Annotated in this window: 29 protein-coding genes and 1 pseudogene; 13 read left to right on the top strand and 17 right to left on the bottom strand. The window is 33.9% G+C overall.

The genetic code is table 11. The features are described from left to right. Positions 1–46 precede the first annotated feature (46 nt). The gene (locus EGX95_RS03850) at positions 47–1,783 is read right to left on the bottom strand and encodes an S-layer homology domain-containing protein (RefSeq protein ID WP_063246571.1); all 1,737 of its coding nucleotides are present in this window, start codon (positions 1,781–1,783) and stop codon (positions 47–49) included. A 964-nt stretch (positions 1,784–2,747) separates the two neighbouring features. Here EGX95_RS03850 and EGX95_RS31015 point away from each other — a divergent pair. Further along, positions 2,748–2,963: a hypothetical protein gene (locus tag EGX95_RS31015; RefSeq protein ID WP_000833256.1), complete on the top strand. Its 216-nt coding sequence runs from the start codon at positions 2,748–2,750 to the stop codon at positions 2,961–2,963. A gap of 688 nt (positions 2,964–3,651) precedes the next feature. Here EGX95_RS31015 and EGX95_RS03835 read toward each other — a convergent pair. Then, on the bottom strand, positions 3,652–3,933 hold the full coding sequence (locus EGX95_RS03835; protein WP_000473834.1) for an LCI fold-containing protein: 282 nt from the start codon (positions 3,931–3,933) through the stop codon (positions 3,652–3,654). A gap of 278 nt (positions 3,934–4,211) precedes the next feature. Between EGX95_RS03835 and EGX95_RS30665 the strand changes: the two are divergent. After that, a pseudogene (locus EGX95_RS30665) lies at positions 4,212–4,286 on the top strand (YjcZ family sporulation protein); the annotation flags it as partial. Positions 4,287–4,436: 150 nt separating this feature from the next. On the opposite strand, the gene EGX95_RS03825 reads toward EGX95_RS30665, so the two are convergent. The 6 genes from EGX95_RS03825 to dhaK all read right to left on the bottom strand — a co-directional run bounded on the left by EGX95_RS03825 (position 4,437) and on the right by dhaK (position 10,250). Further along, positions 4,437–5,561 carry an HD-GYP domain-containing protein gene (locus tag EGX95_RS03825; protein ID WP_000975383.1) on the bottom strand — a complete coding sequence of 375 codons (1,125 nt, stop codon included), beginning with the start codon at positions 5,559–5,561 and terminating at the stop codon, positions 4,437–4,439. 475 nt (positions 5,562–6,036) lie between these two features. Next, complete coding sequence (locus tag EGX95_RS03820) at positions 6,037–6,261, bottom strand: hypothetical protein (RefSeq protein ID WP_042469612.1); 225 nt, start codon at positions 6,259–6,261, stop codon at positions 6,037–6,039. After that, the gene (locus EGX95_RS30190; RefSeq protein WP_000950218.1) at positions 6,240–6,380 is read right to left on the bottom strand and encodes a hypothetical protein; all 141 of its coding nucleotides are present in this window, start codon (positions 6,378–6,380) and stop codon (positions 6,240–6,242) included. The genes EGX95_RS03820 and EGX95_RS30190 overlap by 22 nt, the downstream gene beginning before the upstream one ends. A 252-nt stretch (positions 6,381–6,632) precedes the next feature. Then, positions 6,633–6,758 carry a hypothetical protein gene (locus EGX95_RS03815; RefSeq protein WP_000709204.1) on the bottom strand — a complete coding sequence of 42 codons (126 nt, stop codon included), beginning with the start codon at positions 6,756–6,758 and terminating at the stop codon, positions 6,633–6,635. A 578-nt stretch (positions 6,759–7,336) separates the two neighbouring features. Beyond that, complete coding sequence (locus EGX95_RS03805) at positions 7,337–7,876, bottom strand: hypothetical protein (RefSeq protein WP_000415759.1); 540 nt, start codon at positions 7,874–7,876, stop codon at positions 7,337–7,339. 622 nt (positions 7,877–8,498) lie between these two features. Further along, positions 8,499–10,250 (bottom strand): dihydroxyacetone kinase subunit DhaK, encoded by a 1,752-nt coding sequence (dhaK, locus tag EGX95_RS03800; RefSeq protein ID WP_000720719.1) that lies wholly within the window; start codon positions 10,248–10,250, stop codon positions 8,499–8,501. A 178-nt stretch (positions 10,251–10,428) separates the two neighbouring features. Between dhaK and dhaS the strand changes: the two genes are divergently transcribed. Then, positions 10,429–10,995 (top strand): dihydroxyacetone kinase transcriptional activator DhaS, encoded by a 567-nt coding sequence (gene dhaS / locus EGX95_RS03790; RefSeq protein ID WP_000204219.1) that lies wholly within the window; start codon positions 10,429–10,431, stop codon positions 10,993–10,995. A gap of 19 nt (positions 10,996–11,014) precedes the next feature. Continuing rightward, positions 11,015–12,013, top strand: coding sequence for a DhaKLM operon coactivator DhaQ (gene dhaQ / locus EGX95_RS03785; RefSeq protein WP_000723395.1), 999 nt, complete (start codon positions 11,015–11,017; stop codon positions 12,011–12,013). Positions 12,014–12,121: 108 nt separating this feature from the next. On the opposite strand, the gene EGX95_RS03780 is transcribed toward dhaQ, so the two are convergent. From EGX95_RS03780 to EGX95_RS03760, 5 genes are all read right to left on the bottom strand, one after another. Then, positions 12,122–12,775: a DUF2306 domain-containing protein gene (locus tag EGX95_RS03780; RefSeq protein ID WP_001080287.1), complete on the bottom strand. Its 654-nt coding sequence runs from the start codon at positions 12,773–12,775 to the stop codon at positions 12,122–12,124. Between the two features lie 288 nt (positions 12,776–13,063). Beyond that, positions 13,064–13,435, bottom strand: a complete 372-nt coding sequence (locus EGX95_RS03775; protein WP_000620579.1) for an ATP synthase subunit I — start codon at positions 13,433–13,435, stop codon at positions 13,064–13,066. Between the two features lie 22 nt (positions 13,436–13,457). Further along, positions 13,458–14,042 (bottom strand): CDP-diacylglycerol--serine O-phosphatidyltransferase, encoded by a 585-nt coding sequence (gene pssA, locus EGX95_RS03770; RefSeq protein WP_000042030.1) that lies wholly within the window; start codon positions 14,040–14,042, stop codon positions 13,458–13,460. After that, positions 14,035–14,493 carry a MarR family winged helix-turn-helix transcriptional regulator gene (locus tag EGX95_RS03765; RefSeq protein WP_000198926.1) on the bottom strand — a complete coding sequence of 153 codons (459 nt, stop codon included), beginning with the start codon at positions 14,491–14,493 and terminating at the stop codon, positions 14,035–14,037. The genes pssA and EGX95_RS03765 overlap by 8 nt, the downstream gene beginning before the upstream one ends. 267 nt (positions 14,494–14,760) lie before the next feature. Continuing rightward, positions 14,761–15,117 carry a MarR family transcriptional regulator gene (locus EGX95_RS03760; RefSeq protein WP_123805453.1) on the bottom strand — a complete coding sequence of 119 codons (357 nt, stop codon included), beginning with the start codon at positions 15,115–15,117 and terminating at the stop codon, positions 14,761–14,763. A gap of 382 nt (positions 15,118–15,499) precedes the next feature. On the opposite strand from EGX95_RS03760, the gene EGX95_RS03755 reads away from it, so the two are divergent. Continuing rightward, on the top strand, positions 15,500–15,766 hold the full coding sequence (locus tag EGX95_RS03755) for a YmzC family protein (RefSeq protein ID WP_000400945.1): 267 nt from the start codon (positions 15,500–15,502) through the stop codon (positions 15,764–15,766). 152 nt (positions 15,767–15,918) lie between these two features. Next, on the top strand, positions 15,919–16,029 hold the full coding sequence (locus EGX95_RS03750) for a YjcZ family sporulation protein (protein ID WP_000505679.1): 111 nt from the start codon (positions 15,919–15,921) through the stop codon (positions 16,027–16,029). Positions 16,030–16,148: 119 nt separating this feature from the next. On the opposite strand, the gene EGX95_RS03745 is transcribed toward EGX95_RS03750, so the two are convergent. Beyond that, on the bottom strand, positions 16,149–16,703 hold the full coding sequence (locus EGX95_RS03745) for an HPP family protein (RefSeq protein WP_001015681.1): 555 nt from the start codon (positions 16,701–16,703) through the stop codon (positions 16,149–16,151). A 117-nt stretch (positions 16,704–16,820) separates the two neighbouring features. Beyond that, on the bottom strand, positions 16,821–17,405 hold the full coding sequence (locus EGX95_RS03740) for a CGNR zinc finger domain-containing protein (protein WP_001158443.1): 585 nt from the start codon (positions 17,403–17,405) through the stop codon (positions 16,821–16,823). Positions 17,406–17,836: 431 nt separating this feature from the next. Between EGX95_RS03740 and EGX95_RS03735 the strand changes: the two genes are divergently transcribed. Further along, positions 17,837–19,243: an alpha/beta hydrolase family protein gene (locus EGX95_RS03735; RefSeq protein ID WP_000889705.1), complete on the top strand. Its 1,407-nt coding sequence runs from the start codon at positions 17,837–17,839 to the stop codon at positions 19,241–19,243. Between the two features lie 349 nt (positions 19,244–19,592). Here EGX95_RS03735 and EGX95_RS03725 read toward each other — a convergent pair whose 3' ends face one another. Next, complete coding sequence (locus EGX95_RS03725; protein ID WP_000013680.1) at positions 19,593–19,838, bottom strand: hypothetical protein; 246 nt, start codon at positions 19,836–19,838, stop codon at positions 19,593–19,595. Positions 19,839–20,036: 198 nt separating this feature from the next. Between EGX95_RS03725 and EGX95_RS03720 the strand changes: the two genes are divergently transcribed. The 5 genes from EGX95_RS03720 to EGX95_RS03700 all read left to right on the top strand — a co-directional run bounded on the left by EGX95_RS03720 (position 20,037) and on the right by EGX95_RS03700 (position 22,661). Beyond that, positions 20,037–20,162 carry a YjcZ family sporulation protein gene (locus tag EGX95_RS03720; protein WP_000540377.1) on the top strand — a complete coding sequence of 42 codons (126 nt, stop codon included), beginning with the start codon at positions 20,037–20,039 and terminating at the stop codon, positions 20,160–20,162. Between the two features lie 221 nt (positions 20,163–20,383). After that, a complete protein-coding gene (locus tag EGX95_RS03715) occupies positions 20,384–20,860 on the top strand; it encodes a hypothetical protein (RefSeq protein WP_000601992.1) in 477 nt (158 codons plus the stop codon). 460 nt (positions 20,861–21,320) lie between these two features. After that, entirely contained in the window at positions 21,321–21,662 is a 342-nt protein-coding gene (locus EGX95_RS03710) for a PadR family transcriptional regulator (RefSeq protein WP_000683192.1), read from the top strand. Beyond that, positions 21,655–22,137 carry a hypothetical protein gene (locus EGX95_RS03705; protein ID WP_000607002.1) on the top strand — a complete coding sequence of 161 codons (483 nt, stop codon included), beginning with the start codon at positions 21,655–21,657 and terminating at the stop codon, positions 22,135–22,137. The genes EGX95_RS03710 and EGX95_RS03705 overlap by 8 nt, the downstream gene beginning before the upstream one ends. Next, the gene (locus tag EGX95_RS03700) at positions 22,134–22,661 is read left to right on the top strand and encodes a permease (RefSeq protein WP_000661321.1); all 528 of its coding nucleotides are present in this window, start codon (positions 22,134–22,136) and stop codon (positions 22,659–22,661) included. Before EGX95_RS03705 ends, EGX95_RS03700 begins: the two co-directional genes overlap by 4 nt. A 40-nt stretch (positions 22,662–22,701) precedes the next feature. Here EGX95_RS03700 and EGX95_RS03695 read toward each other — a convergent pair whose 3' ends face one another. Next, entirely contained in the window at positions 22,702–24,177 is a 1,476-nt protein-coding gene (locus tag EGX95_RS03695) for an MDR family MFS transporter (RefSeq protein WP_123805451.1), read from the bottom strand. Between the two features lie 142 nt (positions 24,178–24,319). Here EGX95_RS03695 and EGX95_RS03690 point away from each other — a divergent pair, with 142 nt between their 5' ends. Next, positions 24,320–24,895: a TetR/AcrR family transcriptional regulator gene (locus tag EGX95_RS03690; protein WP_000999278.1), complete on the top strand. Its 576-nt coding sequence runs from the start codon at positions 24,320–24,322 to the stop codon at positions 24,893–24,895. Positions 24,896–25,034: the final 139 nt, after the last annotated feature.

The following is a 25,034-nucleotide window of genomic DNA, read 5'->3' as shown; positions in this document are numbered from 1 at the left end:
AGCAATTAAAAAAAGCATCTGAAACAGATGCTTTTTCTCATTCTCACTACATAAACGTAATCGTCACTAAAGAATACCCTTCTTTCGCATTATACGGCTCCGCTTTATAAGAAACACGGCTTGCCCCTTGCGGATAACCGATTTCCCCAATTGCTTTTTTCACATCTTGCAATGCGCCATCCATTGATTGTTTATAAAGAATTTCAATCTTTGGTAACTTTTCGTTATAACGCTGCTGCATTTTATTTTTGAATTCATTATAGTTATTTGCAATGTATTCATTTCCTAAATAATTTAACTTTGTATCTTTTAAAATCTGTTGGTATGCAGCTGTTTTAGCATTACCCCCTGCGATTTTACTTGTCAATGTATCATAATAATTTGTTGTAGCTTGCGGATAGTCACTTCTGTTCCATTCATGATTTCTTGCGATTTGCTCATCTGATAAGTTGAAATAGGAATATGTTACGCGGCCTTGTTCATCTGGCACAGGATCATCGAATGTTGTATCAAGGTGATACCATTTGTTTTCGATTTTCACTAAGTTCCAAGCATGAGGCTGACCGTCTCCAGTTCCTACTACAAAATGATTCTCAATTCCCGCTTCTTTTAATAATTGATAAGTTAATAGTGCGTAACCTTGGCAAACCGCAGAACGATTTACGAGTGCTTCATATGCTGTGTAAGCTTTATAAGACGTATCATAAGAAACATGTTTTACGACATAATCATGAATCGCTTTCACTTTTTCGTGATCATCCATCCCAACTTGTGTAATAGAAGAAACAATTGCCTTCGCTTGCTTCATTACATATTCTGTTTGTTCTTTCGTTTCACGATATGTAATTTTTAGCGTAAACGTATAATTTCCAGGTGATCCAGAAAGTCCATATGAAACATTCGATCTATTATTATTTGTATACTCATTTTTACTTGCCACTTCTTTATAGGCGTTAAAAAGTGTATTCATCACTTCTTTTGTATTACTATTTGTCGTTTTATATGGAAGTGTAATATTCGTTTCGTACGCATTAATACGCTTCTGCACTTCATCTTTGAATGCTGCTAATAGTGCTGCATCTCCTGTATTTTGCACCGCAACCGCAGGCTTTTTATACTGCAAAGCATTATATAAAAACTGTGCATATTGTTCACGCGTTACCGTTTTAGCGGGTTCAAAGTTCCCGTCGCCTGTACCAGATGCAATCCCGTTTGACTGCACCGCACTAATTGCCCCTTCTGCCCAAAAACCATTCGGAACATCATTAAATGTATGCTTTTGCTTAGCCGAAACTTGAAAAGCGTTTTTAATAATTTGCGCCATTTCTGCACGGCTAACAGAATCTTTCGGTCTAAAACCTCCGTTTCCATCCCCGTTAAAAATCCCTAATTTCGTTAACGTTAAAACCTCTTCTGGAAACAATGTGGATCCTGAGCGAATATCTCGATACGGATTATTTAAAGTAGATCCATCTTGTAATACGTAACGAGCACCATCATTACTAAACGTACCACCTTGCTTATTCGGTAACAACGCACGATAAATTAAAGCTGCAACTTGCTCTCTCGTCGCAACATCACCGAAACCAAACTTCCCATTTCCATAACCAGAAATAATATTTTTACCCGCTAAATCTTTAATTGCTGGATACGACCAATGCGATGTAGGCACATCGGAAAAAATACCCGCCTCAGCAGCTCTCACATCACTGCCGTTTGTATACAGTAAAGCACCACCAATAAGTGATAATGATGTAATTGATTTTAGTAGTTTTGTGTACATAATTCCTTCTCCCAATATCGTTTCTATTTATGTTATTTTTTGTCGAAAAATCTAAAAGAATATGACAAAACATATTATACTATTAAAATTTTTTGAAGGATATATTAGGTTTTGAAATATGCAAAAATTCATATTGTTATAGGGATTCATGGTGATATTATGTTGTTTTACTTGTGGATATATAAATAGTAACTCGTTATAACTCCCTCATGATAATCTCTAATTTAGTATTGAAATCCTCTAAATCTCAATGTATTATATTTTTGTATTTTCTCAGTTTCCCAAGCCGAGAAAACATCATCACTTCTAAAAGGACCCGAACTTCAGGGGGTCCTTTCTTTTATTCCTCATTTTTATAAACGTATTTATCGTTTTATCTAGTACAATACTAAGAGACTCTCGCGTTTGCTTTCGTGCCATATCATCACTTATTTCATTATACAAGCTACAGCCTTTTCTAATTTCTGTGGAGCGATGTATTGCCTTACTAACCCTAAACCAATCGTAGCATTTATTAAATTATCTATTATTATAATCTAATTTACAAAACATGAATTCCTTCGAATAAAACTCAATATTATGTCCATAATGTTGATAGGCTGTATGCCAAAACCCATTTAGTTTTCTCTGTATCTCCTTGTATTGAGCAGTTAGCCTTTGCTAGCTGCTCTTTTATTTGTAACCTTGTTAGACAAGTTTTCATATAATGTAGTCATTCCTTTCTTATAAATTAAGCTCGTCACTTGAATTATAAAAATGGGATTATATCCTATAACATTTTCAGGAATTATCCATATTTTATTTCTGAAAAAGTGCTTTATTTTGCTGAAAGGTGGTTGCGGAAACAACCGTCTTTTTATTTATGGCAAAATGAGATTTCTATTCCGATCTATTACAAAGTATGTTATTACTGGTACCATCCGGTATAATAAATACAGATCAAATATTGAAAGGAAATATGACAATGAAAAGATATTTGAACTTCATTTCACTTTTCTTAACTGTACTTGTAATAATTAATCTTACAAATATACATACGAAGTATCAATTCTTTATAGGTGCATCTATAGCAATATGTTTAACTATTATTTCTACAAATGAAATTATAAAATTCCTTGCTACTAGTAGCTTATTAGTTTATGGATTTGCCGCTTTTACTTATTTAAGTATTGCTTGCTAACTTTCAATTTCGTTTTGTATTAAAATAACATTTTTATTTAACTTCATCACGTTAAGTTATATAGAAAACTATATATAATTGAATATTAAAAATGTTATTTCGATTCTAATATAGAGGCACATACGACTTTTTTCTTTGTTTATGGAGTTCTTACATAATAGTAAGGACCTTTTTTATTTCAAACACAATTTGTTCATTTTTTTGATACATTTATGAAACATTCATGTGTTACCTTCAGTACGTTCTATTCTTTTTATAATGTCGTGTGAGATATACCAAAACGTGAAACCCTAGACCCCCTAAACCTAGGGCGATTTTATTTAATTACTAGTTTTCATCAACCCGAGAGCTTAGTAATTACCTCTTCAGGCTCAACTCTCTCCCTTTTGAGGATTGAACCCTTTTTTTATAATATTATCCCCATACTTCCTACTTATTTGTACAAAATCCTACTTCAACCTCTCCCAAAAACTTTAATATCACATAAAACTTACGTAAAGATTGCTATAATTCAATTAATCCCTCAATAAACGTTATATAATAAAATTGAAAATATCCAGTTTGCATACAATTGTCTTTCTGTATGACATATAACTCTTTTGCTAAGAGAAATCCTAGCTTTTTTATAGAGAATCAGTTTAAAAATCAAAAATAAAAGAACCTCAATAAATGAGGTTCAAAAAATCTACTATTTTAAATTACCTTCGTAAAAAGCAACTCCATTTTGAACATGCTTTAAATACCATGTAATCGTCCCGCCACAAACATTTTCATTAAAACTATTAGCATATACTCCATTTGAGTAATAAAGAGTTCTTTTAAATTTACCATTAGAATACTCATAAGGAATTGAGCATGCTGCTTGCTTCGGAGAACTCACAGCTTTTTGCGTATCAGCTGAAGCCGCTCCAATTCCTCCTGTTAATGCAATACCAGTTGCCAATAGCCCTACTACTAATTTCTTAAACATAATAAATCCCCCTTTAATAGTTTTTATAGCTTACAACTTAAATGTATCACTTTTGTAACTTATGTAAATATCTTGAATATGTAGAAATATTTATTTGATTTTTGGTAATATTAGGATTCCATTTTATCAAATGAAAAATAGAGGAATTTAGAGAAGTATGTAACAGTGCATAATAAAGTGAAACTTTAATCAGCGGGGGGTTCTTTATCCTCCACTGATTATTAGTTGAACCAATCGGACTTTTATGGGCAGTTGATCCCCCACCTAACTTCTTTGCTTTCGCTGGAGGATTTGCTTTATTAGTTGTATTATTTATTCTATTAATCATTATCGGATGCAGTTGTTTCTGCTAAAAAACTATTAGAAAAGGTACCTATATGGGTACCTTTTCTTTATATGCCTTATTCATTATCTAGTTCCAAATTTTTATCACGATTGAATTTGTTTTTTCATTTTTCGTATTCATCATACCTGAAATAAGAATCGATTTCAGACATGTGTTTTTAACGAAAAGAATTGGGGACCATTTTTTCCCACAAAGGAAATACCTTTTTGAAAATCTCTACCATGGAAGGATCAAATTGTGTACCAGATCCTTCTATAATACGTCTATACGCTTCTTCAGGAGATAGAGCCGAACGATATGCTCTTGAAGAAGTCATTGCATCGAATGCATCTGCTATCGCAACAATTCTTGCGCATAATGGTATTTGATTTCCTTTTAGTTTTTTGGGATAGCCCTTTCCATCCCATCTTTCATGATGAGAAAGAATTATGTCTTCATTACCTTTTATTAAAGATATATTTTTAAAAACTTCTAATCCTAATTGTGGGTGTGTCTTAATAATATTATATTCTTCTTCTGTAAGAGAAGATGCTTTCTTTAAAACTTCATCAGGAATACCTATTTTCCCTATATCATGTAATAAACAGATAAGGTGAAATTGTTTTAAATAATTATCATCATATTCATTTGTTTCTTTAGCAAGAATCGTAGCATAATTGGCTACACGTTCACTATGTCCTTTCGTATATTGATCCTTTAATTCCATTATCCTCATTATCGATAAAGCTGTTTCTTTCATTTGTTTTTCATAGGATGCTTTAATTTTTTGTACTAAAAATTTTAATGAAAGAAATACAAAAAATGACGTAACAAAAATTGTTAGAAACAATAATATTAATGATATTGGATAGTTAATTTCAAAATAATAAATAGCAATTAAAAATCTACATATCATACAGATAGATACCGATAGAAGATAATAAATACTTAAAAATAAAGGTGCAGAAATTACTAGGAAGCACTCTAAATATGGGATATGTAAAGACGAACCTGGATCACTTATAAACATAAGATCATATGCCAAAAGATAAATAATACTAACACCAAGAAAAATATATTTTGTAAACATTTGTTTATTCATTTTTTGTAAACACTTATTACATAAAAAAAATGAAATGAAAATAAATAAAAATACGAGTTCAAATAAAAGCTTCTCTAGTGTAAAATCCTTTCCAAGAATAAAATGTTGATAAATATTATCAAACAAAAGAGTACTACAGGGAATAAATAGAAACATGTTTATCGGTTCTTTCGTTTCAATATTTTTAATCCCTTTCATCATTTTACACACCGCCAAACCTTTTTTAATAAAAAAGAAGTTCATATAGATATTATTAATAATATCTAAGAATAGATAATAGTGCAAAAAACACCCTTTCTCATAACCTATAAATGGGGTACCGCCATGATAGGAATGTATAAAGAGATGGATAGGGTTATAGAAAAAGAAAAAGGCGAATTCCTTTTGAAGTTTGGAATTCGCCTTTTTCTTGCTACCGATGATAGGGCGTTATGTTAATCAAGCATGAATAAGTATTCATCACAAAAAATCCAAATCTTTGATTATCATTTTAAATAACCCCCGTTGTTTTTTTACCCTTTGCTAAGATCTCGCCCTACAGCTTTTTATTACACGGTTCACTTCACTACAATCTCCCTCTATTTCATCACACTCAAGTGACTTTCTCCGCATAAACACATGGACTCAACAAATCACTTCTAAAATTTATAAAAAGAAAAGACCTTTTATATACTTATTAAGATTTATATTTTTTGACTGTACAAAGAATAGTTACAATGTATAAATCTATAGCATAGATTGTAACCCAAATACCTTTACCTTCAGCCGCTAGCTTTTCATTCAATTGTGATAAATGCTCTGACACTTTTCTTTTACCCCATTTTCTAGGAAACCATTGAAAAACCTTAGGAACATTATGTTTCTTGTTATACCATACATTCAATCTCCAAAAACTAAAGATAACATCATTTTCTCTTTAAATGTAGCATCTGCTCCAAACCAAAGGGCTAATAAACTAAGAGGAACAGCAATAAGACCAAAAATAATTAAAATTTTCCTAAATACCTGTAATGAAAGCAAAAACACTTCCTCTTTAATAAATACAACAATTTAACCTTTCTCTACGCCAAACTTTATTTCTAAACCAATACCAAAGCCGACACTTAATTCATTTTTTAATCCAAATTTAGCCTATCCATCTCATTTGAAGATTTAAAAACTCTTCAAGAATCCTATTATATCGCTTATTAGATTCAGAAACCGTATTTCTAAATTAATATGGTCATAATAAAAAAAGAGGGTGCCCACACAGCTCCCTCTTTTTTCAGGTAATTAAATATGCTCTCCATGATCCATAAACACTTGAATAGATTCACTTTGTGGTACGTCTTTTACATTAGTAAGACCAAAAGTAAAAACAGCGGATAACATCATCATTAATAAGATTGCTTTTTTCATTTTAGCGCCCTTCTTTCTATGCTCTTTTTGTCTGCATCTAAAGCAATGTGTAAATACTTGCTGGCTTTTTCGTGATTTTCTGAACCATAGAATATATTACCTAATAGATAAGCATATTCTTTTACCCAATCATATCAGCTCTTCTTTACTATCTAATAAAATCTAATTAACACGAAAATCACGTATATTTCTTGGGGGTAAATCAGTTTACTTGTTGTTTACTAGTTCCCTTATAAATATCCAATAATCAGGGTAAATTCAGACCTGAACCTAAATAGTCAGATTTATTTAAGTTTTCTGTATATAATTCGATGTAATGTGGTATATTTATAGTAAACTAAATTGAAAAGGATGAATTGATGATTAAATTTATTTATTCTATTGCCTTTGCTCTCATATTATTTTTCGCAATGCGAAGTACACTTATACCTTATATAGCATCAAATGAAAGTATCATTGCAATTTTGGTTATTTTTACATTAATCATTATTAATAACTGGGTTATGGATTTAATAGATACAATAAATAACAAAAAGAAAACCGAACTAGATAAATAGTCTAGTTCGGTTTTCTTTTTATTATTTAACAAATTTTTGTACTTTAGTATCAGAATACAATCGCGTACCACCCTCACTTTTTGTAACAGTTACAGATTTTACATACTCATTTACCGCATCAAAATCCCTGTAATTATCAGTATAATATCTATAAAGCGAAGGTTGATTGAAGTACATTAGACCGCCTGCAACTGCTTTAGCTATAGCGGGATAAAGTTTACCAGGAAGATAACCGGAGAATGCACCCGTTAAAATTAAAGCAACATTGTAACTATCCCTATTTATTCTATTACTAGACTCTCTGGAACCAACATATTTCCAATTGAAACTTCCATCCGCTATTACTAATCCTTGAGAACTAGAGGGTTTCGCTTCTGTACCAGATACTTGTCTATCTACAACATTTCCTTTTTCATCATAAACAACACTTTCACTGTAGACAACATTATCTTCTAGATTTTGAGCAGCGATAATAGTAGGAATTGCCTGTGAGAAGTTTTCTGATGTAGTAGTATCATGATTAGTAGTAAGAGGGCTTGTTTGTGAGTTTGATTTCTCCACTGTTTGTGAATCAGCATGTGCGTAAGAATATAGTGGACTTAATCATAAAACCGAAGCTAATGCAGTTGTCGCAAGTTTCTTTTTCATAATTTAGACCATCCTTTTTATGTAATTTATACCATAAAAATTTCAAAAATATGGTATAAATTACATAAAACCGCGCAGAAATCTACATATCAATAAAGAAAATTGACAAAATTCAGAAAAAATAATTAATTCATTTTGGATAACAACTTCTCTATTCCATTATTTTTTATAAGCATCTTGTTTTTTTAGGATATAAGGGTTCCATAGTGGGATTAATCATAGATATGTATCTGAACATAAAAACCCTATCCAATGGTAGACTTTAACATTTCAAAAGGTACACCTTATGAAACAATCTCTCCATCTCTTCCAAAGCACTTCATAAGGTGTACCACCATAATTTTGAAGCCCAAAATACAATTAAACAACGTGAATTCCATATTTATATGAGAACTCACGTTACTTCTTTTAAAATCCTTATCTCATTATTTATAAACATACATATCTTTACGGAGAAAACATCTAGCGAAATTATATATATCAATCAACTACAGAAAAACCCCTCCACCTTAAGGCAGAGGGGACTCTCCAATTCCTATTTCAAACTACCCGCAATCTCCGTAAAGATAACCCCAAGCGCATGTGCACCTGCATCTGGATATCCTAAACTTCTTTCACCTACTGTACCGGCGCGGCCCATGCGAGCTACGATTTCTTTTGTGTACTCTGCTCCTTTGACCGCTGCTTCTGCTCCTTTTTCAAAGGCAGTTTTCATGTCTTCTTCGCTTGAAGCGCTAGCTAACCAAGAGTCTACACATGGAGCAAGTGCGTCAACAAGTGTTTTGTCACCAACTACCGCTCCTCTGCCGAATGATCTTTCCCCGATCGATTGTATGCCTTGCAGTGCTGCTTGTAACATTTCAGCGAACTCTTTCACTGTTAATTCACGTTTTTCGCCTGCTGCTTTACTAGCTGCGCGGAATGCACCGCCCCAAATTGGACCAGATGCGCCGCCGCAATGTTCCATAATAATCATGGAACAACCGTCAAGGAATGATCCGATCGTTACGTTTTCTTGTTCTACAATCGAATGCCACTCACGTTTTAATTGCTTAAATCCTTTTGCTACACTCATTCCGAAGTCTCCATCACCAGCATGCGTGTCTAGCTCACAGAACGGTACTTCATTTTTAATAATAATATCGCTCATTTTATCAACGAGATAAATCATGTTGTTTAATGTAATGACATTCTCTTTAATCACAGCGTGCTCTTCCGCCGTTTCTAGTTCAAAGGAGACTTCCTTCTCTTCTGCCTCTTCAAGTACATTTACATACTCAACACTTTCAACTGGCCCGTCTACTTTAAACGCTGGTGTATTACATTCTTTCGATAGTAATGTTTTTAGCTCATCATCTAACTTCATTACCGTTAAAGACATACCTGCCATATCAATACTCGTCATATAGTTACCGACGAATACTCTATTAATTTTAATGTTTCTAGCAGCTAGTTCTCTCGTCACTGCGTTGTTAAATAAGTAAAGTTCTTGCAGTGGTGTTCCGCCAAAACCGTTAACTAGCAGTGCAATTTCCTCGCCATCTTTTACTCCTAAATCTTTCATTAAATCATTTGTCATACGGTTCGCTAATTCATCAGCCGACAGCATTTTTTCACGCTTAATTCCTGGTTCGCCGTGAATACCTACGCCGTATTCCATTTCATCTTCCGCAAGTGTGAAAGTAGGTGATCCGCTCGCTGGAACTGTACAAGATGTTAACGCTAAACCAATTGTACGCACGTTAGCAGCTGCTTTTTCCGCTACAGCTTTCACCGCTCCTAAATCCATACCTGCTTCCGCTGCTGCACCGGCAATTTTATGGACTAAAATAACGCCCGCAACGCCGCGGCGTCCTACTGTGTATAGACTATCTTCTACCGCAATATCATCGTCCACTTTTACATAGTCGACTTCAATTCCATCTTCCGTCGCTAAATGCGCACCGTTTTTGAAATTCATAATATCGCCGCTGTAATTTTTAATAATTAATAACGTACCTTTTTTACTAGCTGTCTCTTTAATCGCTTGGTATACCTGAATTTGTGAAGGCGAAGCAAACACATCTCCGCACACTGCCGCATCTAACATTCCTTTTCCGACTAATCCTGCATGCGCTGGCTCATGACCACTACCGCCGCCACTAATTAATGTTACTTTATTTTCGTTCATTTCTTTCTTCTTAATGACTTTATATTTTTTCAAAAGCTCAAGCTCTGGATGAGCCATAACCATTCCGTTACACATTTCCATTACTAATGTTTCTGGTTTGTTTATAATCTTTTTCATTGTGCTTCTCCCTCAATTCCTTTAATATATTGTGATATATTTGAAATCTTCTTCTTACTATCCATGTTAAAATGAAAGCGTTTTATAGTAAACGGACAAAATGGACAATCTGTCTAAAGACACCGCTCTCATTTATGGGTAGGATTTTCATATTACTAACATTCTAGGGATGATTCACATGACCTCTTCTATAATTTCTAAAAAGATAATCGCGAATTCATTGAAGTATTTAATGGAAACAGAGTCGTTTCATAAAATATCAGTGAGCGATATTATGTTACACTGTCAAATGCGTAGGCAAACTTTTTATTATCATTTTAAAGATAAATTTGAACTATTAAGCTGGATTTATAGAGAAGAAACGAAAGAAAACATTATCGACTTTCTCGACTATGAAACATGGGAAAATATTTTCGATTTATTATTTGATTACTTTTATGAAAATCAAAAATTTTACCGAAACGCTTTTAAAGTCATTGAACAAAACTCGTTTAATCACTATTTATTTGAGCATACGAAAAACTTATATATGAAGATTATTGATGAACTATCTGTGAGCTGCGGATTCATCCTTTCTGATGAGACAAAAAATACAATTGCCTCTTTTTATAGTCACGGCTTCGTTGGAACGATAAAAGATTGGATTGAAAGTAAGTGCGAAGTAGATCCTTCCATTATGTCTTCTCTTATGAAAAATATGATAAACAATCAATTACTACTATTACTGGAGCAATCAGCAAAGTAATTAAAGGGTGGCAAAAGCAATGAAAAAGATTATGAATGATGTACAAAATATCGTTCAAGATATGATGCATGGCTTTTATTTTGAACATAACGACAAAGTAAATTACGACGAAACAAATAACATCATTTATGTAAAAGATATCGAAAAAATGAAGCAAGGCGTTGTCATTATAAGCGGAGGTGGTAGCGGACACGAGCCTGCTGATATTGGTTATGTAGGAAAAGGAATGCTTACGGCGGCCGTAAACGGCAGCATCTTCACTCCGCCTACAGTGGAACAAATTGTGGCGGCAACTCGCCTCATGCCAAAAGAAAAAAGTATACTATTCATCATAAAAAACTTTAAAGATGACGTAGCTAACTTTTTAGCGGCAGAACAAATCGCAAAAGAAGAAGGAAGACAAATTGACCACATCATCGTAAATGACGACGTTTCAATTGAAGATGATGCTTCTTTTAATAAAAGAAGACGCGGCGTCGCTGGTACTGTTTTCGTTCAAAAAATATTAGGTGCGGCCGCTCTTGAAGGTCATTCTTTAGAAGAACTGACTGCACTCGGCCGTTCTATCACTGAAAACTTACACACATTAGGAGTCGCCCTTTCACCTGCCAACGATCCGGTGAAAGGACAAGCTTCATTCACATTAAACGAAGATGAAGTCTTTTACGGCGTCGGTATTCACGGCGAAAAAGGTTACCGTAAAGAAGCACTATCCTCTTCTGAAATATTAGCGATTGAACTAATGAACAAACTTAAAAGCATTTATCGCTGGAGAAAAGGCGACAACTTCGCCATCCTTATTAATGGACTCGGCGCAACACCTTTAATGGAACAATACATTTTCGCAAATGACATTCGTCGTTTGTGTGAGCTGGAAGGATTACAAGTTACATTCGTAAAGGTCGGTACACTGTTAACTTCTTTAGATATGAAAGGTGTTTCACTCAGTTTGCTTAAGATAGAGGATTTGGATTGGGTGAAGTGGTTGAAAGAAAATACGGAAACTGCTAGTTGGTAATACAAATAGGATGGTTTCAATTGGCCATCCTATTTTTGTACGTAATTCAGCTATGAGAAAAATTCAATTACTGAAGAATTCTGCACTCAATATTACAGCAAATTTACATTAAAAATGTAAATCCTCATTTCCTTCGTATTTTCCTTTATTAAGCCTTTTTCTTATGAATAATTCTGCAACAATTAAATTAGGTACCCACGCTAACCAAGCAATAATAGCATAACTAAGTTCAAAATGTTCTATTCCAAATAGAACGATAAACAACGGTAGCCAAATTCTTAATGTAACTGCCGCAAAGGTTAAAGAGTAATTTCTGATCATCCAATTTCGATGGTCTTTCATTTTTTTATTCTTAACTCTATGTAACGCTTGATATGCTGATGTTAACCAAAATACGGATAACAAACCGAAACCTAGCTTTGCTACCAATCCTCCCGTAGCATAAAAGGACAGGTACAGTCCAGAAATGCCTCCTAATAATATACCAACCATATAGATTCTCCCAGCTATTCGATGACGGTTGATATTCCTTTCTCTAAATTTAGTGGATAATGTAAACGGACCAATTACTAATGCTACTATACTCGTTGTAATATGCGTCAATAACATACTATACCAGAACTCACTTAATTTAGATCCAAACATAAGCTTCGCTTTTACAAGCCCTGTTTGAAATCCATCCATAATAAAATATTGGACAACAATATAACCAGATACTAAAAGAGCAAAACAAGTAAATACAAACCAAATTTTCCTGTTCAAATTTCACTGCCTCCCTATTACATTCATGAAAATTAGATTATACGTTACTGTTCATTCTTGTAAAAAATAGAAAATCCTTCTAGACAAATGAAATACCTCCGAAAAAGAGACATGTAATAGATTAAGATTTCAAAAATAATGAATATATATGTTATATTGTTAAAGGTACTGAAATGGGGGGGCTAATGGATATGTTGCAACAAGTAATAGATACATTTAAAATGAGCAAACTTTTTATATAATAAAAAAACCTCAAGTATATCATTCTATACTTGAGAGTTTACTCATCTATTCCTCCGCATCCCTCATACTGTAATACCCCAAATTAATAATAATCAAGAAATACCCACCCATAATTCCAGCAGCAAATGTCCACATGTACTCACGATGTTCAATTTCATACATAATAATCGCGCCGAGAATTGCGGCTGCGAACCGGTTCATCATTCCGAGCATCGGTGCTTTTTCTTTTTTTACAATGCTATTTCCAAATTTTTCGATACGTCTTCCTAAAATCCAGGCGCAGTACATACTAACTAAAAGGCCAATGCTTATCCCTACAAACTGGGCTCGAAAAGGTGTAATCGCCCATCCCAATAACATCACGCCTAGCAAACAATATATTTGTATTTTGAATGATCTTAATGCCATACGAATCATGTTATACTCCTTACCTTTCTCGTTAGTCCCATCTTTCGGACTTCAAACTTTCAGATATATCTTTTTTAAAATGAGGGAATTTGATTTTACTCACCATTAAATACGCGAGTACGCATGTACCAAATGCCACGGAAACTGGATTATTCAAAAAGCATAAAATGAGGAGACACATGGCTGCGAATGGAATTGGCATTCCGATGAATGTCGGGAGTTTGCTTTGTTGTGTATTAAATCTCGCAAGCCGCAGCATTCCGCAAATACTGTAAGCGAGCGCACATATCATCCCAATAGACTGCAAATCTTTTAGCGCAACACTATAGGCAAAAATAGACGGTGCCACGCCAAACGTAACTAAATCCGCAAATGAGTCTAACTCTCCGCCAATTTCCGAAAAAGCATCTAGTTTCCGAGCAACCATGCCATCAAACAAATCAAATACCATACCTGTAATAATGAATATAACTGCACCATACATATCGTGAACGAAAACAGCGTGAATAGCGAGAAGTCCACATACAAAGTTTGCTATCGTAATCATATTTGGTATGTAACTCATCACATGCTTCCCCTCCTTTTTACTCATTACCTCATCTAAGTTCTTACTCATTACAATCAAGATCCTTCTGTTTTTCTTCCAATATAACTTTATTTATTTTCTTTAACGTATCCGTCATTTGTTCTAAAGCACCGATATCGATTTTAGAAAAATACTTCTCAATTAATACATCATCTAACTCAGACAACTCCTCCATATACTTACTACCGTTTGGACCAAGTGTAAGGAAATACTCCCTTTTATTATTAGGATTTACTTGCTTTGAAATCATCTTCTGCTTTTCCAATTTCGATAAAACTTGGCTCACAGCACTTTTCGATATATTAAAAGTAGTCGCAATGTGATTTGCTGTCGTGTTTTCATTTAAATGAATATGAAATAGCATACTCTCTTGCTGTCCTGTAAGACCGTACTCATCTTTCAACTCCTGGAATAGTAAAATGTAAAATTCATTATAGGCTCTGTTCATTTCATTAATTATTTCTTTATATGTTCTCGTCATAGCACTCTTCCTCCATGCTGTTATTTTGTTTCGTTTAATAGTTAAGTTCACTTAACTTAACTTAACTATATTATACCGTTATGTTTGTGTAAAGGGAAATCAATTTCCATACTTTAAAAAAGAAGACATCCATTAAGATGTCTCCTTCTCATACGTAAAGCTCTAAACTTTCACTATTCTTCTCAATTACATCTTTATACAAGCAAAAGTGTTTCTCTCACCTCAACTTATATATTAGACAATATATAAGTTTTATGTTGTAAACTACTAACCGTTAATCAACTGTTGCTTAAATTCATCTAAAACTCTCTTTCTCTCTTCATAATCTTCCGTATCGGCTTCTTCCCAAAGCTCAAGGTCAGCCCCACGTTCAATTAATGCAATTGCCTTGTTACGAACTTCTTCTTGAAGACAGCCTTTCTCCAATTGTATTGCCGCAAGACCAATATATACTAAAGATATTTCTTCTAACTCTTCCTCTATATCAAACTCATCTACACACTCTTCTAAAATGAACTTAGTTGCTTCTTCCGCACTATTTCCCTCTTCTATATACTCAATAAATTGATCTTTCACATCACAAGTCGTGTCATCATCAAATAATCCAGTTCCCCAAGCGCCCATATGCTACAGCTCCTTCTTTGTGCTTTTTTCATTTCTATTTCAATCTTAAATATAATAAAAATTCATTACAAGACTAGTTATATACATCGTTATATTTTACAATTACTATAGGCAATAAATATCTTTCACTACATGTACCATTCTGAATAATCAAACATAACCATCGATAAAATTCCATATAGACCCATTACTGGTTAAAATGTTATAATGAAATCACCCTACATAGTTACTCATATTTAACTTGAGGAACTAGCGTCTTATTAAGCAATGCGCATAAATCAAATAACAAAGACACTTTTTACAGTGTCTTTTTTATTTATATTCTCATCGAAAATATCTCTTTTATACACAAAATCTAGCAAATGAAAAAGGAGACTATCATATGGAGCATCCTCTAGCAAGAGAACTACGTAACATACGTATATGTCTTATTATCTTGATCATTGTCATTGCATTTTGGGATCGTGACAAACCTGTGGAAATCACTGATCATGATAGTGACCCTATCTTAAACACTAGCAATATGACCCAAGTTGGCGATAATACATTTGCCTATAAAGACGAATCTAATCAAATTAAAATATTTAAATTTAACCCAGATACAAATGAAATAAAGCTAATAAAAGAGTTTTATGCTAACGAATATTGATTACATACATGGGACAGAAGGCACCTCAATGTGTCCTTTTTTATTTTCAAAAGGACTTGCTCACATTCATGCGTCAAACATAAAGTAAATAGAATCCGTTAAAAAACACGAGTGACCCTTTGTTTTCCCCTCTTATTAAAGGAGGAACTATTATGGGATTTGGTGGTAGTTGCGGCGGAGGCTGCGGTTTTGCTGGAGGATTTGCATTATTAGTTGTGTTATTCATTTTATTAATCATCGTTGGAGCTGCTTGCTTCTGCTAAACAAACTATTGGAAAAGACACTCTTATATGGGTGTCTTTTCTTTGTAAACTAAAAAGTATATGAAATGAAGACATAGTAAAAACGGGATACTTACTCAAATTGTTTTTCACCTTATTAATTATATCCAAAAAGTTGGATAGCTCCTTTTACTACTCATATTATTAATAAATAAAGCAATAACTACAATAACAAGAGAGCCAACTAAAACCGGTGTTACTAAATAACTCCAACTGTATGCCCCTAAAATAACGATAATTGGATCGGCCCCTGCTGGAGGATGCGTTGTTCTCGTTAACATCATAATAGCAATCGACATCCCAACTGCTAAAGCAATTGTCCAATATTCATTCCCAAACAAATGATATATTGATAGACCAATGAAAGTTGAAATCAAATGTCCTCCAATAATATTACGCGGCTGAGATAACGGTGCACTCCAAACTCCAAACGCTAATACACAACTCGCCCCAAATGGAGCCATTAACAATTCTGTAGAAGTCATACTCGTTAAATATGTTAAGGTGAGAATTGTTAAAAATCCACCTAATAGTCCCGTCAAAGAGTCCTTTATGTTTACTTGTAACGGACTTCTTCCTTTCCCTTTCATTTTTGCAAAATATCGTACACTTATTGGTGGAGCCTCTTTCTGCTTAGCTGCTGTTATATGATTCATCATTCTCCTCCTTTATTTACCAACAATTATATTTCAAACAAACTAACCGATCAACATTAATTTTAGGGGTTAGTTTTAAAATGCATAAAAAAAGATCAACTGCTATAAGTTGATCCCCTAAACTTCTTCACATTTTCGATCCTGGAATTTTGCTACCTTTTTTCGGTTCCCACATATTTTCATAGAACACCATTTTCGTTTCCCACTTTTATCTATAAATAATAAAACACAGTCGGGATTTGAACACCTTTTAAGGAAAATAAGTTTATTTTCTGCTACTAAGGTTAAAGCATCAAATGCAATTATCGATACAAGTACATCCTCAACTTCTCCAACTGGGATAGGTACTAGACTCTGTTCAATGACTTTATATGTAAATGGTGCCTTCTCAATTTGTTTTTCCAAATACGTAATAAAATCATTAGAAATTTCGTGCTGATCAGCAATTGTCTCAAACTGTTTTCTCAGTACTTCTCTTGCCTCTAATATGCTAGATGTAACTTGATCCATTCGTTCTTGAATTCCTATAAGTGTTTTTTCATTCCAAAAAGGAAGATTAACCTTTATTACATGTAGCCATTCTAATACATCTTTATCCGTTATTAATAAATCATAACGTTGTCCACGCCTAACTAGCTCTGTATTCACTAAATCTAATGAGAGATTTCCAGATATAAGCGGGAATTGTTTTGTTTCCTGCATGTACTCATCACCTACTCTTTAAATAATCATATTCCAAATTCATACAGAAGTACAACTTTTTTATAAAATACACAGTATGAAGATCAAAGCCTTTAGCTATAATTACGACTAAAGGCTTTTTTCTATATAACTAAAAAGGAGCTAACTGTATGGAACATAATAAAAATGGAATGCTTGCTTTAATCGTTTTATTTGTAGGACTCGCATTTTTTGTTTTCGGTATGGTTTATCATTTGTGGGGAACGGTTTAAAAATAAATAATAATCCATTTAAGAAAAAGTACTCGTATGAGTACTTTTTTTAAAATGTCATGTAAAAACATTCTAAACTTACTTACATGCATACAATCACCAATGATAGTTATATAATTGAGAAGGTTGTAAATTATCAATCTATTACAACGTGATTTGGAAAGGAGCTAAAATCTGAAAATGTTAGAAATCATTTTTGTTGCTGTATTACTTTTATCTAGCATCACTCTCATTTTTATCGAACGTGGTTTAACGAAAAAAAATGTAGCCATTTTACTGATCAATTATGCATTCTTATTTGCCACCATCATTGTAATTGGTGCAAACTGGCGTATGATCCCCGCCTATTTCTTATTGTTCGTTTTAACATTACAAGTTTTTTTGAAACCAAAAACTACAGCTGTTTCTAAAAAGTTAGTGATGAAAGTTTTAAAAGGTTTAGGAATTATCGTAACTGCTATCGCAATGTTTACATTACCTTTACTTTTTCCGATCATAACACTCCCTGAGCCTACTGGAAAATATACAGTAGGAACGAAAGCTTTTCATTTAATTGATAAAAATCGAAAAGAAACCACTGTACCAAATAATCATAGAAATCGTGAGTTAATGATACAAGTATATTATCCTGCCGAAAAAGGATCAGGGAACCCTTCTACCTATTTTGAGAACATAAACGCTCTCGCTGAACAATTGGCAGTAACAAACGGTGCTCCGTATATCGTAACGACACATTTAGGGCTGACAAAAACACATTCTTATCAAGATGCTAAGCCACTTCAAGCTAAAGAAAAATTCCCCCTCCTTTTATTCGGCCATGGGATGGGATTATATGGTCAACAAAATACATTCCAGTTAGAGGAATTAGCTAGTCAAGGCTATGTAGTAATCGCTCTTAATTTCACAGGATACGCAGCAACAACTATTTTCCCTAACGGAAACCGTGTGGACTCTATACCAATTGAATATACACCTACGGCTTTAAATACTCTAGTTCAAAAATGGGAACAGGATACTACTTTTGTTTTAAACGAAGTAATAGAAGGTAATTTCGATAAAAGTTTTAAAACTATCGCAAACTTAATTAACTATGACAAAATCGGAATGTTCGGTCACTCTTTTGGCGGAGCAACTTCCGCACAAATGTTAGTAAAGGATGCGCGTATTAAAGCTGCAATTGATATGGATGGCGGATTGTATGGCGATCCACTACCTAAAGACGGTCCTCAAAAACCATTCATGTTGATGAATGCTGAAGCTACGATTCATTTTATGAAAGAGGCTAAGAATCAAAAGATAACCGGAATCCAAAATGAATTATTGGAAATAGTCTATTTAAGAAATAAAACTATTGAAAAACCGGGCGTGTACACAGTGGTAATTCCAAAAACAAACCATACTAGTTTTACAGATTTAGCAGCATTTTCACCTATTATTAACGAACCTGACGAAGATGTAGCCGCAAATTATACACTCATTAATAAGCTAGTAACTAGCTTCTTTGATCAAAATTTAAAAGGAATAAACGAAAATCATTTAGAAGAAATTCAGAAGCAATATCCTGAACTTCAGCTCATTAAACACTAATCATCATTCATTTATCTAGTCATGTAGCCTCTCACTATACTTGAGGGGTTTTTGCTTTAAAACAATTATAAAAAAAGGCCCCATTACTGGGGCGCTCAAAAAATAATATAAGTCAATGAATTAAAACAAATAACAGACAACTAAAATATATACGATAAAAATTGCATAATTCATATATATGCAATATTACATAGAGGAATTTCATTATTACATGCTATACTAAAATAGGAGTCGACAATCGTTATTTTCTTCTTAGTTTTAAAGCAATATGGATATATACCTTCTTATCGCATTTGGATTGTACAAGCAAAAGAAGACATCTTACTAGATGTCTTCTTTTCTTATATTTTTATGAATTCCTTTGAGCAGATGCTCTCCAAGCACGAAAAGATGTTGGGTGTCCAGAATGAGCTCTTTGCTTTGCAGCAGCAACAGCTGGTTTTTCTTCAATAGTCTTTGGTTTTTCTTCCACAATCAATGATTTTTCTTCAAGAGTATTCACAGCTGTTTGCATTTTTTCCAGCTGTTCTTTTAAAGCTTGCTGTTCAATCTTTAAATCTGTAAGTAAACGTAAAATCATTTCAGAATTAGCCATAAAGATCCTCCTTCCCCCAATACACAGAATAAAATACAATATGTCATCAGCGGAATAACGGTGACAAAAATAAGGTCGTCAACTCTCTTAAAATCTAAGCACCTTTATTTTTCAAAAGGACCTGCTCAAGATTATCCGTAAAAACATAAAGTGAATTAAATCCATTATTAAATGGTCTTTATGGAAGGAGGAGTTAATATGGGCTATGGCGGTAGTTGTGGTGGAGGCTGCGGTTTCGGCGGCGGTTTCGCTTTACTTGTTGTACTGTTTATTTTATTAATCATCGTTGGCGCTAGCTGTTGGGGCGGCGGATTCGGCTGCTAAGGGGAGGCACTCTTGAGAGTGTCTTTTTTTGTATTTTTGGATGTACAGCCCCTCCCTTCTGTAGAATGTGGAACAGATAGATAAGAATCTTTCGTATTTTTTCGCCTAAATAAGGTAACTCCATATAATTGATAATTCAAAAAATTAACCCTATTCATATGGTTAATTTTTCTATATTTGTTATAATTATTTTATATAAATAAATTGGAGGTGAATAAATAATGATTCTATTATTACCTATACTGTTATTATTCTTATTAATAATCCTTGTTAAAATTTCTAAAATGGTGAGTAGAACCGTAGCTGTTTTAGTTGATTTTTTATTTTTAGGAGGATTCGCTGCTTATTCATTACATAAGTCTGTATCGGTAACAATAGCAAGTGGATACGCCATTTATTTTTGGGATATTTTATTTTTCATCGTTTCCTGTGTTCTATATTACATTGTTTTAAATTATCTAGTTATTAACTTTCCTAGACTAGCCGCATTAATTAATTACATTATTGCTTGGATTGGAACATTTTTAGTGTATGCCACAATCTGTATTATCTTGATAGGAAATTTACCGCAGTTATTAAATAATAAGTTTTTCAGTGAGCTTACTAATATTATTATTATTTCTATACTTGCAATCATAACATTCAATGTTAGAAAAACTATATTTGCCAACAAAGAGAGAAATGAAGAAGTTTATTAGTTTATGATTAACTACATATCATAGCGCGATAATAAAAAGGCATACTAAGGTGCCTTTTTTATTTATTTGAATTAGATCAATCCATAACCTTCTTATGCACTTGGGAATCCTATTCGTTGAGAATAAACAATTAGATAGAATTTCACCAGATAAGGAAGTATTTCTATTTCTTGTGTACTTATCATTTTTATTATTAGTGCTATTCCCCTCATTACATGAGATGCGTCCCTAAATGCACCCCCAATAAACCCGTACCAATTCTGTTGTGCGCTTCATTTTAAATCTCCTGTCTTTCCTTTATTTCATTCTCATTTACGCTTTCCTCATAACAAGTTTTCTTACACCTTCTTCAGTACATGTAACATTAAAATTGACATAACACTTCATGCACCATATACTGTTAAAAACAGTATACTGTCATTAACAGTATAAATTTTAATTCATTATAGGAGGAAGAACCATGAAACATACAGGAAGACATACAGGTGCATTTCTTTTATTATTTTTAGCTGAGGGCGATAACTATGGTGGGCAATTATTGCAAAAGTGTGAGGAAGAACTTCCCGTCAATCCAATCGATAGCGCCATTTTATATCGCACACTAAAAAAATTAGAAAACGAAGGTGCAATTGAATCTTACGTAAGTACAGATCATCAAGACAAACCGAGAAAGATGTACAAAATTACACCTGCTGGAAAGGAACAATTGGCACATTTCCAAATGGATATTGCAGAAAAAATGAAGAACTTATCCTTTTTCCTGGGTAAATATAAAGACTTACAGGAATCTGATCATGATTAACGGCGTGATTCTTTACACGTTAGCCATTATTCTTACGGGGATTTCTTTTATGAAGGACCGCAGTAAAACGAAAGATGCTCTAATGAAGTCATGGAAAATGTTTCGCAACCTTCTCCCTGCGATGCTCTCCATCATGCTTTTCGTTGGCTTATCGCTTTCTATATTAACGCCGTCCTTTATTTCTTCTATTATTGGGGAGCAATCAGGGTTTATCGGCATTGTGTATTCAGCAATACTCGGCTCCGTTGCACTTATTCCAAGCTTTGTCGTGTTCCCTCTTGGTCATACGTTAGTCCAACACGGTGCAGGCCTACCTCAAGTTGCGGCACTTATGTCTACATTCATGTCAGTAGGAATTACAACTATGCCGATGGAACAAAAGATATTTGGGCGAAGCTTTGCTTACGCACGTAATGCAGCTGCTTTGCTCATGTCTCTTCTATTCTCCTATATCATTTGGATGGTGATGGTATGAAAGAACTAAAAAGATATCGCTTCTTTTTCGTCTTACTACTCGGGCTCTTTATATTAACTTTTATAAATCAATCTTTAGGATGGAGTGCATTACAACTAACAGGGAATAGCATTTTAGATATGCTGTTTCTCCTCCCTCCTGTCTTACTATTTGTAGGGCTACTTGATCAATGGGTGAAAAAAGAAACGCTCATGAAATATATGGGTGAAAAATCAGGTATGTACGGAATCTTGTTTTCTCTATTATTAGGAGGCATTGCAGCTGGTCCCCTCTACATCGCCTTTCCAATCGCAGCACTACTCTTAAAAAAAGGTGCAAGCATTCGGTACATCGTATTTTTCTTAGGCGTTTGGACAACTGCGAAATTGCCAATTCTCGTGTATGAATTTTCTTCATTTGGAGCTACTTTTACACTCATTCATATTTGCTTTGGGCTAGTATTCTTCTATGTAATGGGGCTTATTTTTGAGAGGTTTTATAATCAGGAAGAGTTGCTAAGGTATGATGTTACGGAGGAAATGTAAAAGACATCTTTAATCATAAAGATGTCTTTTTATATAAACCTTAATTTTCGTTCTGTAAAACCCCTGCTACCTTTACTCCCTTTTTCTCTTCTTTTAAGAATAGCGATACGATAAAAGCAACAACGATAAAGATTAATCCAAGTGCAAATGCACCTTGGAACCCAGATGTTAAACCGTTTAACTTCTCTACTGGGTCCATTGGATTTGCAGAGCTTTCCATATAGCTAGCTGTTCCTGAAGACATTTTTGAAATAAAAATAGCCGTACCAATTGCGCCAGCTACTTGCTGCAGTGTATTAAACAGTGCTGTTCCGTGCGGATATAGGTCTGGTGTTAATTGATTTAAACCGTATGTTTGTGCTGTCATGACAAAAATGAGTCCAACCATTAATACGCTGTGCATAATAATAATTTGTAACATTGATGTGTCAGGCGTAATGCCTTTAAATAAGAACATTGCAATTCCTACTAAAACAATCCCAGGAACGATAATAACTTTCGGACTAAATTTATCAAATAGTTTACCTGCGATTGGTCCCATTATGGCGCTAATCATACTTCCCGGAAGCATGATAATTCCTGATTTAAAAGCTGTAACGAGTAAAACTGTTTGCAAGAACATCGGTAATAAAGTCATCGTTGAGAATAACGACATCATCACAATGACGATTAATCCAACTGATAATGTAAACATCGGAACTTTAAAAGCGCGTAATTCTAAAATTGGATTCTCAATTTTTAATTGTCGAACGACGAAAATACATAATGAGATAAGCCCAACAATTAAAGCGCCATATACTTTCACATCGGACCATCCTAAATCACCTGATGCACTAAAGCTATATACAAGCCCGCCAAATCCTAATGTCGATAAAAGGATAGATGGATAATCTACTTTCGGTCTTGTTAACTCTGAAACATTTTGAATGTACTTCATCCCAATCATAATTGAAATGATCACGATAGGAATAACGATATAGAATAACCAGCGCCAATTTAATGAGTCGACGATTACTCCAGATAATGTAGGACCAATTGCTGGAGCTGCCATCATCACAAGTGCGATTAATCCCATTGTGGCACCACGTTTTTCAGGCGGACAAATAATTAAAATCGTATTCATTAATAACGGTGAAATTAACCCCGTCGCTACTGCTTGGACGATACGGCCAATTAATAAAACAGAAAATGTCGGTGCAAATCCCGCAATTAATGTACCAGCTAAAAACGTTACCATAGCGATCAAAAACATCTGTCTCGTTGTAAGCCATTGCTGAAGTAACGCTGTAATTGGGACTAAAACCCCAACCACCAACATGTATGCTGTAGAAAGCCATTGAATCGTTGAAGCTGTTACACCAAATTCTTTCATTAATACTGTTAACGCATTACCAAGTAACGTTTCGTTTAATAACGCAACCATTGCCCCTAAAAGTAATGCAATTAAAATGGGGGTATGTTTCAAATTAGAAGTATCAACTTTGCCACTTACAGGGCCCTTAGTTGTTATATTCATTTGCAAATTCTCCTCCTGTTTCTTACTTAAAAAACTTTAAATATACCTAAACACATGTAATATAATATACATATGTAGATTAAAAAGGGAGAATCAATTTTCAGCCACTGTATATTTAATCTACAAAAAAGGAGAATTGTAGATGAACGATAATGAAAAACAAATTGATTTACGTATTAGACGTACACATAAATTACTATGGGATTCCTTATTTGAATTAATGACGCAATCAAAACAGAAATATAGTACCATCACGATTAACCAAATATGTGATCGCGCGATGGTACACCGAACAACCTTTTATAAACACTTTGAAGATAAAGATGCTTTATTAGCCTTTGGATTTAAACGATACAGCAAGATGATTGCTGAAATACCCGTTTCAGATCGATTAAGTAAACCATTTCAAGTAATGGAACAATTTCTACACCATGAAGAACTCGGTAAAATATTAGAGACGCAAATGTCTGATGAACAATTTATTAACCGGACACAGTATTTAAGTCACGAAACGAGAAAACAAGAAATAGAAGCGTTACATCAACTGCGCAAAAATCATACGATGCCAAATGATTTAATCATTGAATTTTATTCAGGGGCAATCACCTCATTAAGCGCATGGTGGTTTAAAAATGAAAGAAAAGTTTCTGCGGCTGAAATGGATATGTATCTCCACCAACTTATTAACCGGGATATTTTTCAGTTTGAAAAGGAATAAGACTGCACCTTTTCAATCATGCAATCAAATTGACCACCAAATAGGAATATGATATATTTTCGGTAGAGTGCTATCACTAAAATGGCATATAATAAAAGAAGAGATGCGCTAACATCTCTTCCTTAACTGCTACCGTATA

It is taken from the genome of Bacillus sp. FDAARGOS_527 (genome assembly GCF_003812125.1).
Taxonomy (GTDB): Bacteria; Bacillota; Bacilli; order Bacillales; family Bacillaceae_G; genus Bacillus_A; species Bacillus_A paranthracis.
This window is presented reverse-complemented; position numbering and strand designations above follow the sequence as displayed.

Bases quoted from the DNA above. Each gene is read 5' to 3' on its own strand.
- EGX95_RS03850 (WP_063246571.1), bottom strand. From the start codon at position 1,783: ATGTACACAAAACTACTAAAATCAATTACATCATTATCACTTATTGGT.
- EGX95_RS31015 (WP_000833256.1), top strand. From the start codon at position 2,748: ATGAAAAGATATTTGAACTTCATTTCACTTTTCTTAACTGTACTTGTA.
- EGX95_RS03835 (WP_000473834.1), bottom strand. From the start codon at position 3,933: ATGTTTAAGAAATTAGTAGTAGGGCTATTGGCAACTGGTATTGCATTA.
- EGX95_RS03825 (WP_000975383.1), bottom strand. From the start codon at position 5,561: ATGATGAAAGGGATTAAAAATATTGAAACGAAAGAACCGATAAACATG.
- EGX95_RS03815 (WP_000709204.1), bottom strand. From the start codon at position 6,758: ATGAAAAAAGCAATCTTATTAATGATGATGTTATCCGCTGTTTTTACT.
- dhaK (WP_000720719.1), bottom strand. From the start codon at position 10,250: ATGAAAAAGATTATAAACAAACCAGAAACATTAGTAATGGAAATGTGT.
- dhaS (WP_000204219.1), top strand. From the start codon at position 10,429: ATGACCTCTTCTATAATTTCTAAAAAGATAATCGCGAATTCATTGAAG.
- dhaQ (WP_000723395.1), top strand. From the start codon at position 11,015: ATGAAAAAGATTATGAATGATGTACAAAATATCGTTCAAGATATGATG.
- EGX95_RS03775 (WP_000620579.1), bottom strand. From the start codon at position 13,435: ATGATTCGTATGGCATTAAGATCATTCAAAATACAAATATATTGTTTG.
- pssA (WP_000042030.1), bottom strand. From the start codon at position 14,042: ATGAGTAAGAACTTAGATGAGGTAATGAGTAAAAAGGAGGGGAAGCAT.
- EGX95_RS03765 (WP_000198926.1), bottom strand. From the start codon at position 14,493: ATGACGAGAACATATAAAGAAATAATTAATGAAATGAACAGAGCCTAT.
- EGX95_RS03760 (WP_123805453.1), bottom strand. From the start codon at position 15,117: ATGGGCGCTTGGGGAACTGGATTATTTGATGATGACACGACTTGTGAT.
- EGX95_RS03755 (WP_000400945.1), top strand. From the start codon at position 15,500: ATGGAGCATCCTCTAGCAAGAGAACTACGTAACATACGTATATGTCTT.
- EGX95_RS03750 (WP_000505679.1), top strand. From the start codon at position 15,919: ATGGGATTTGGTGGTAGTTGCGGCGGAGGCTGCGGTTTTGCTGGAGGA.
- EGX95_RS03745 (WP_001015681.1), bottom strand. From the start codon at position 16,703: ATGAATCATATAACAGCAGCTAAGCAGAAAGAGGCTCCACCAATAAGT.
- EGX95_RS03740 (WP_001158443.1), bottom strand. From the start codon at position 17,405: ATGCAGGAAACAAAACAATTCCCGCTTATATCTGGAAATCTCTCATTA.
- EGX95_RS03735 (WP_000889705.1), top strand. From the start codon at position 17,837: ATGTTAGAAATCATTTTTGTTGCTGTATTACTTTTATCTAGCATCACT.
- EGX95_RS03725 (WP_000013680.1), bottom strand. From the start codon at position 19,838: ATGGCTAATTCTGAAATGATTTTACGTTTACTTACAGATTTAAAGATT.
- EGX95_RS03720 (WP_000540377.1), top strand. From the start codon at position 20,037: ATGGGCTATGGCGGTAGTTGTGGTGGAGGCTGCGGTTTCGGCGGCGGT.
- EGX95_RS03715 (WP_000601992.1), top strand. From the start codon at position 20,384: ATGATTCTATTATTACCTATACTGTTATTATTCTTATTAATAATCCTT.
- EGX95_RS03710 (WP_000683192.1), top strand. From the start codon at position 21,321: ATGAAACATACAGGAAGACATACAGGTGCATTTCTTTTATTATTTTTA.
- EGX95_RS03705 (WP_000607002.1), top strand. From the start codon at position 21,655: ATGATTAACGGCGTGATTCTTTACACGTTAGCCATTATTCTTACGGGG.
- EGX95_RS03700 (WP_000661321.1), top strand. From the start codon at position 22,134: ATGAAAGAACTAAAAAGATATCGCTTCTTTTTCGTCTTACTACTCGGG.
- EGX95_RS03695 (WP_123805451.1), bottom strand. From the start codon at position 24,177: ATGAATATAACAACTAAGGGCCCTGTAAGTGGCAAAGTTGATACTTCT.
- EGX95_RS03690 (WP_000999278.1), top strand. From the start codon at position 24,320: ATGAACGATAATGAAAAACAAATTGATTTACGTATTAGACGTACACAT.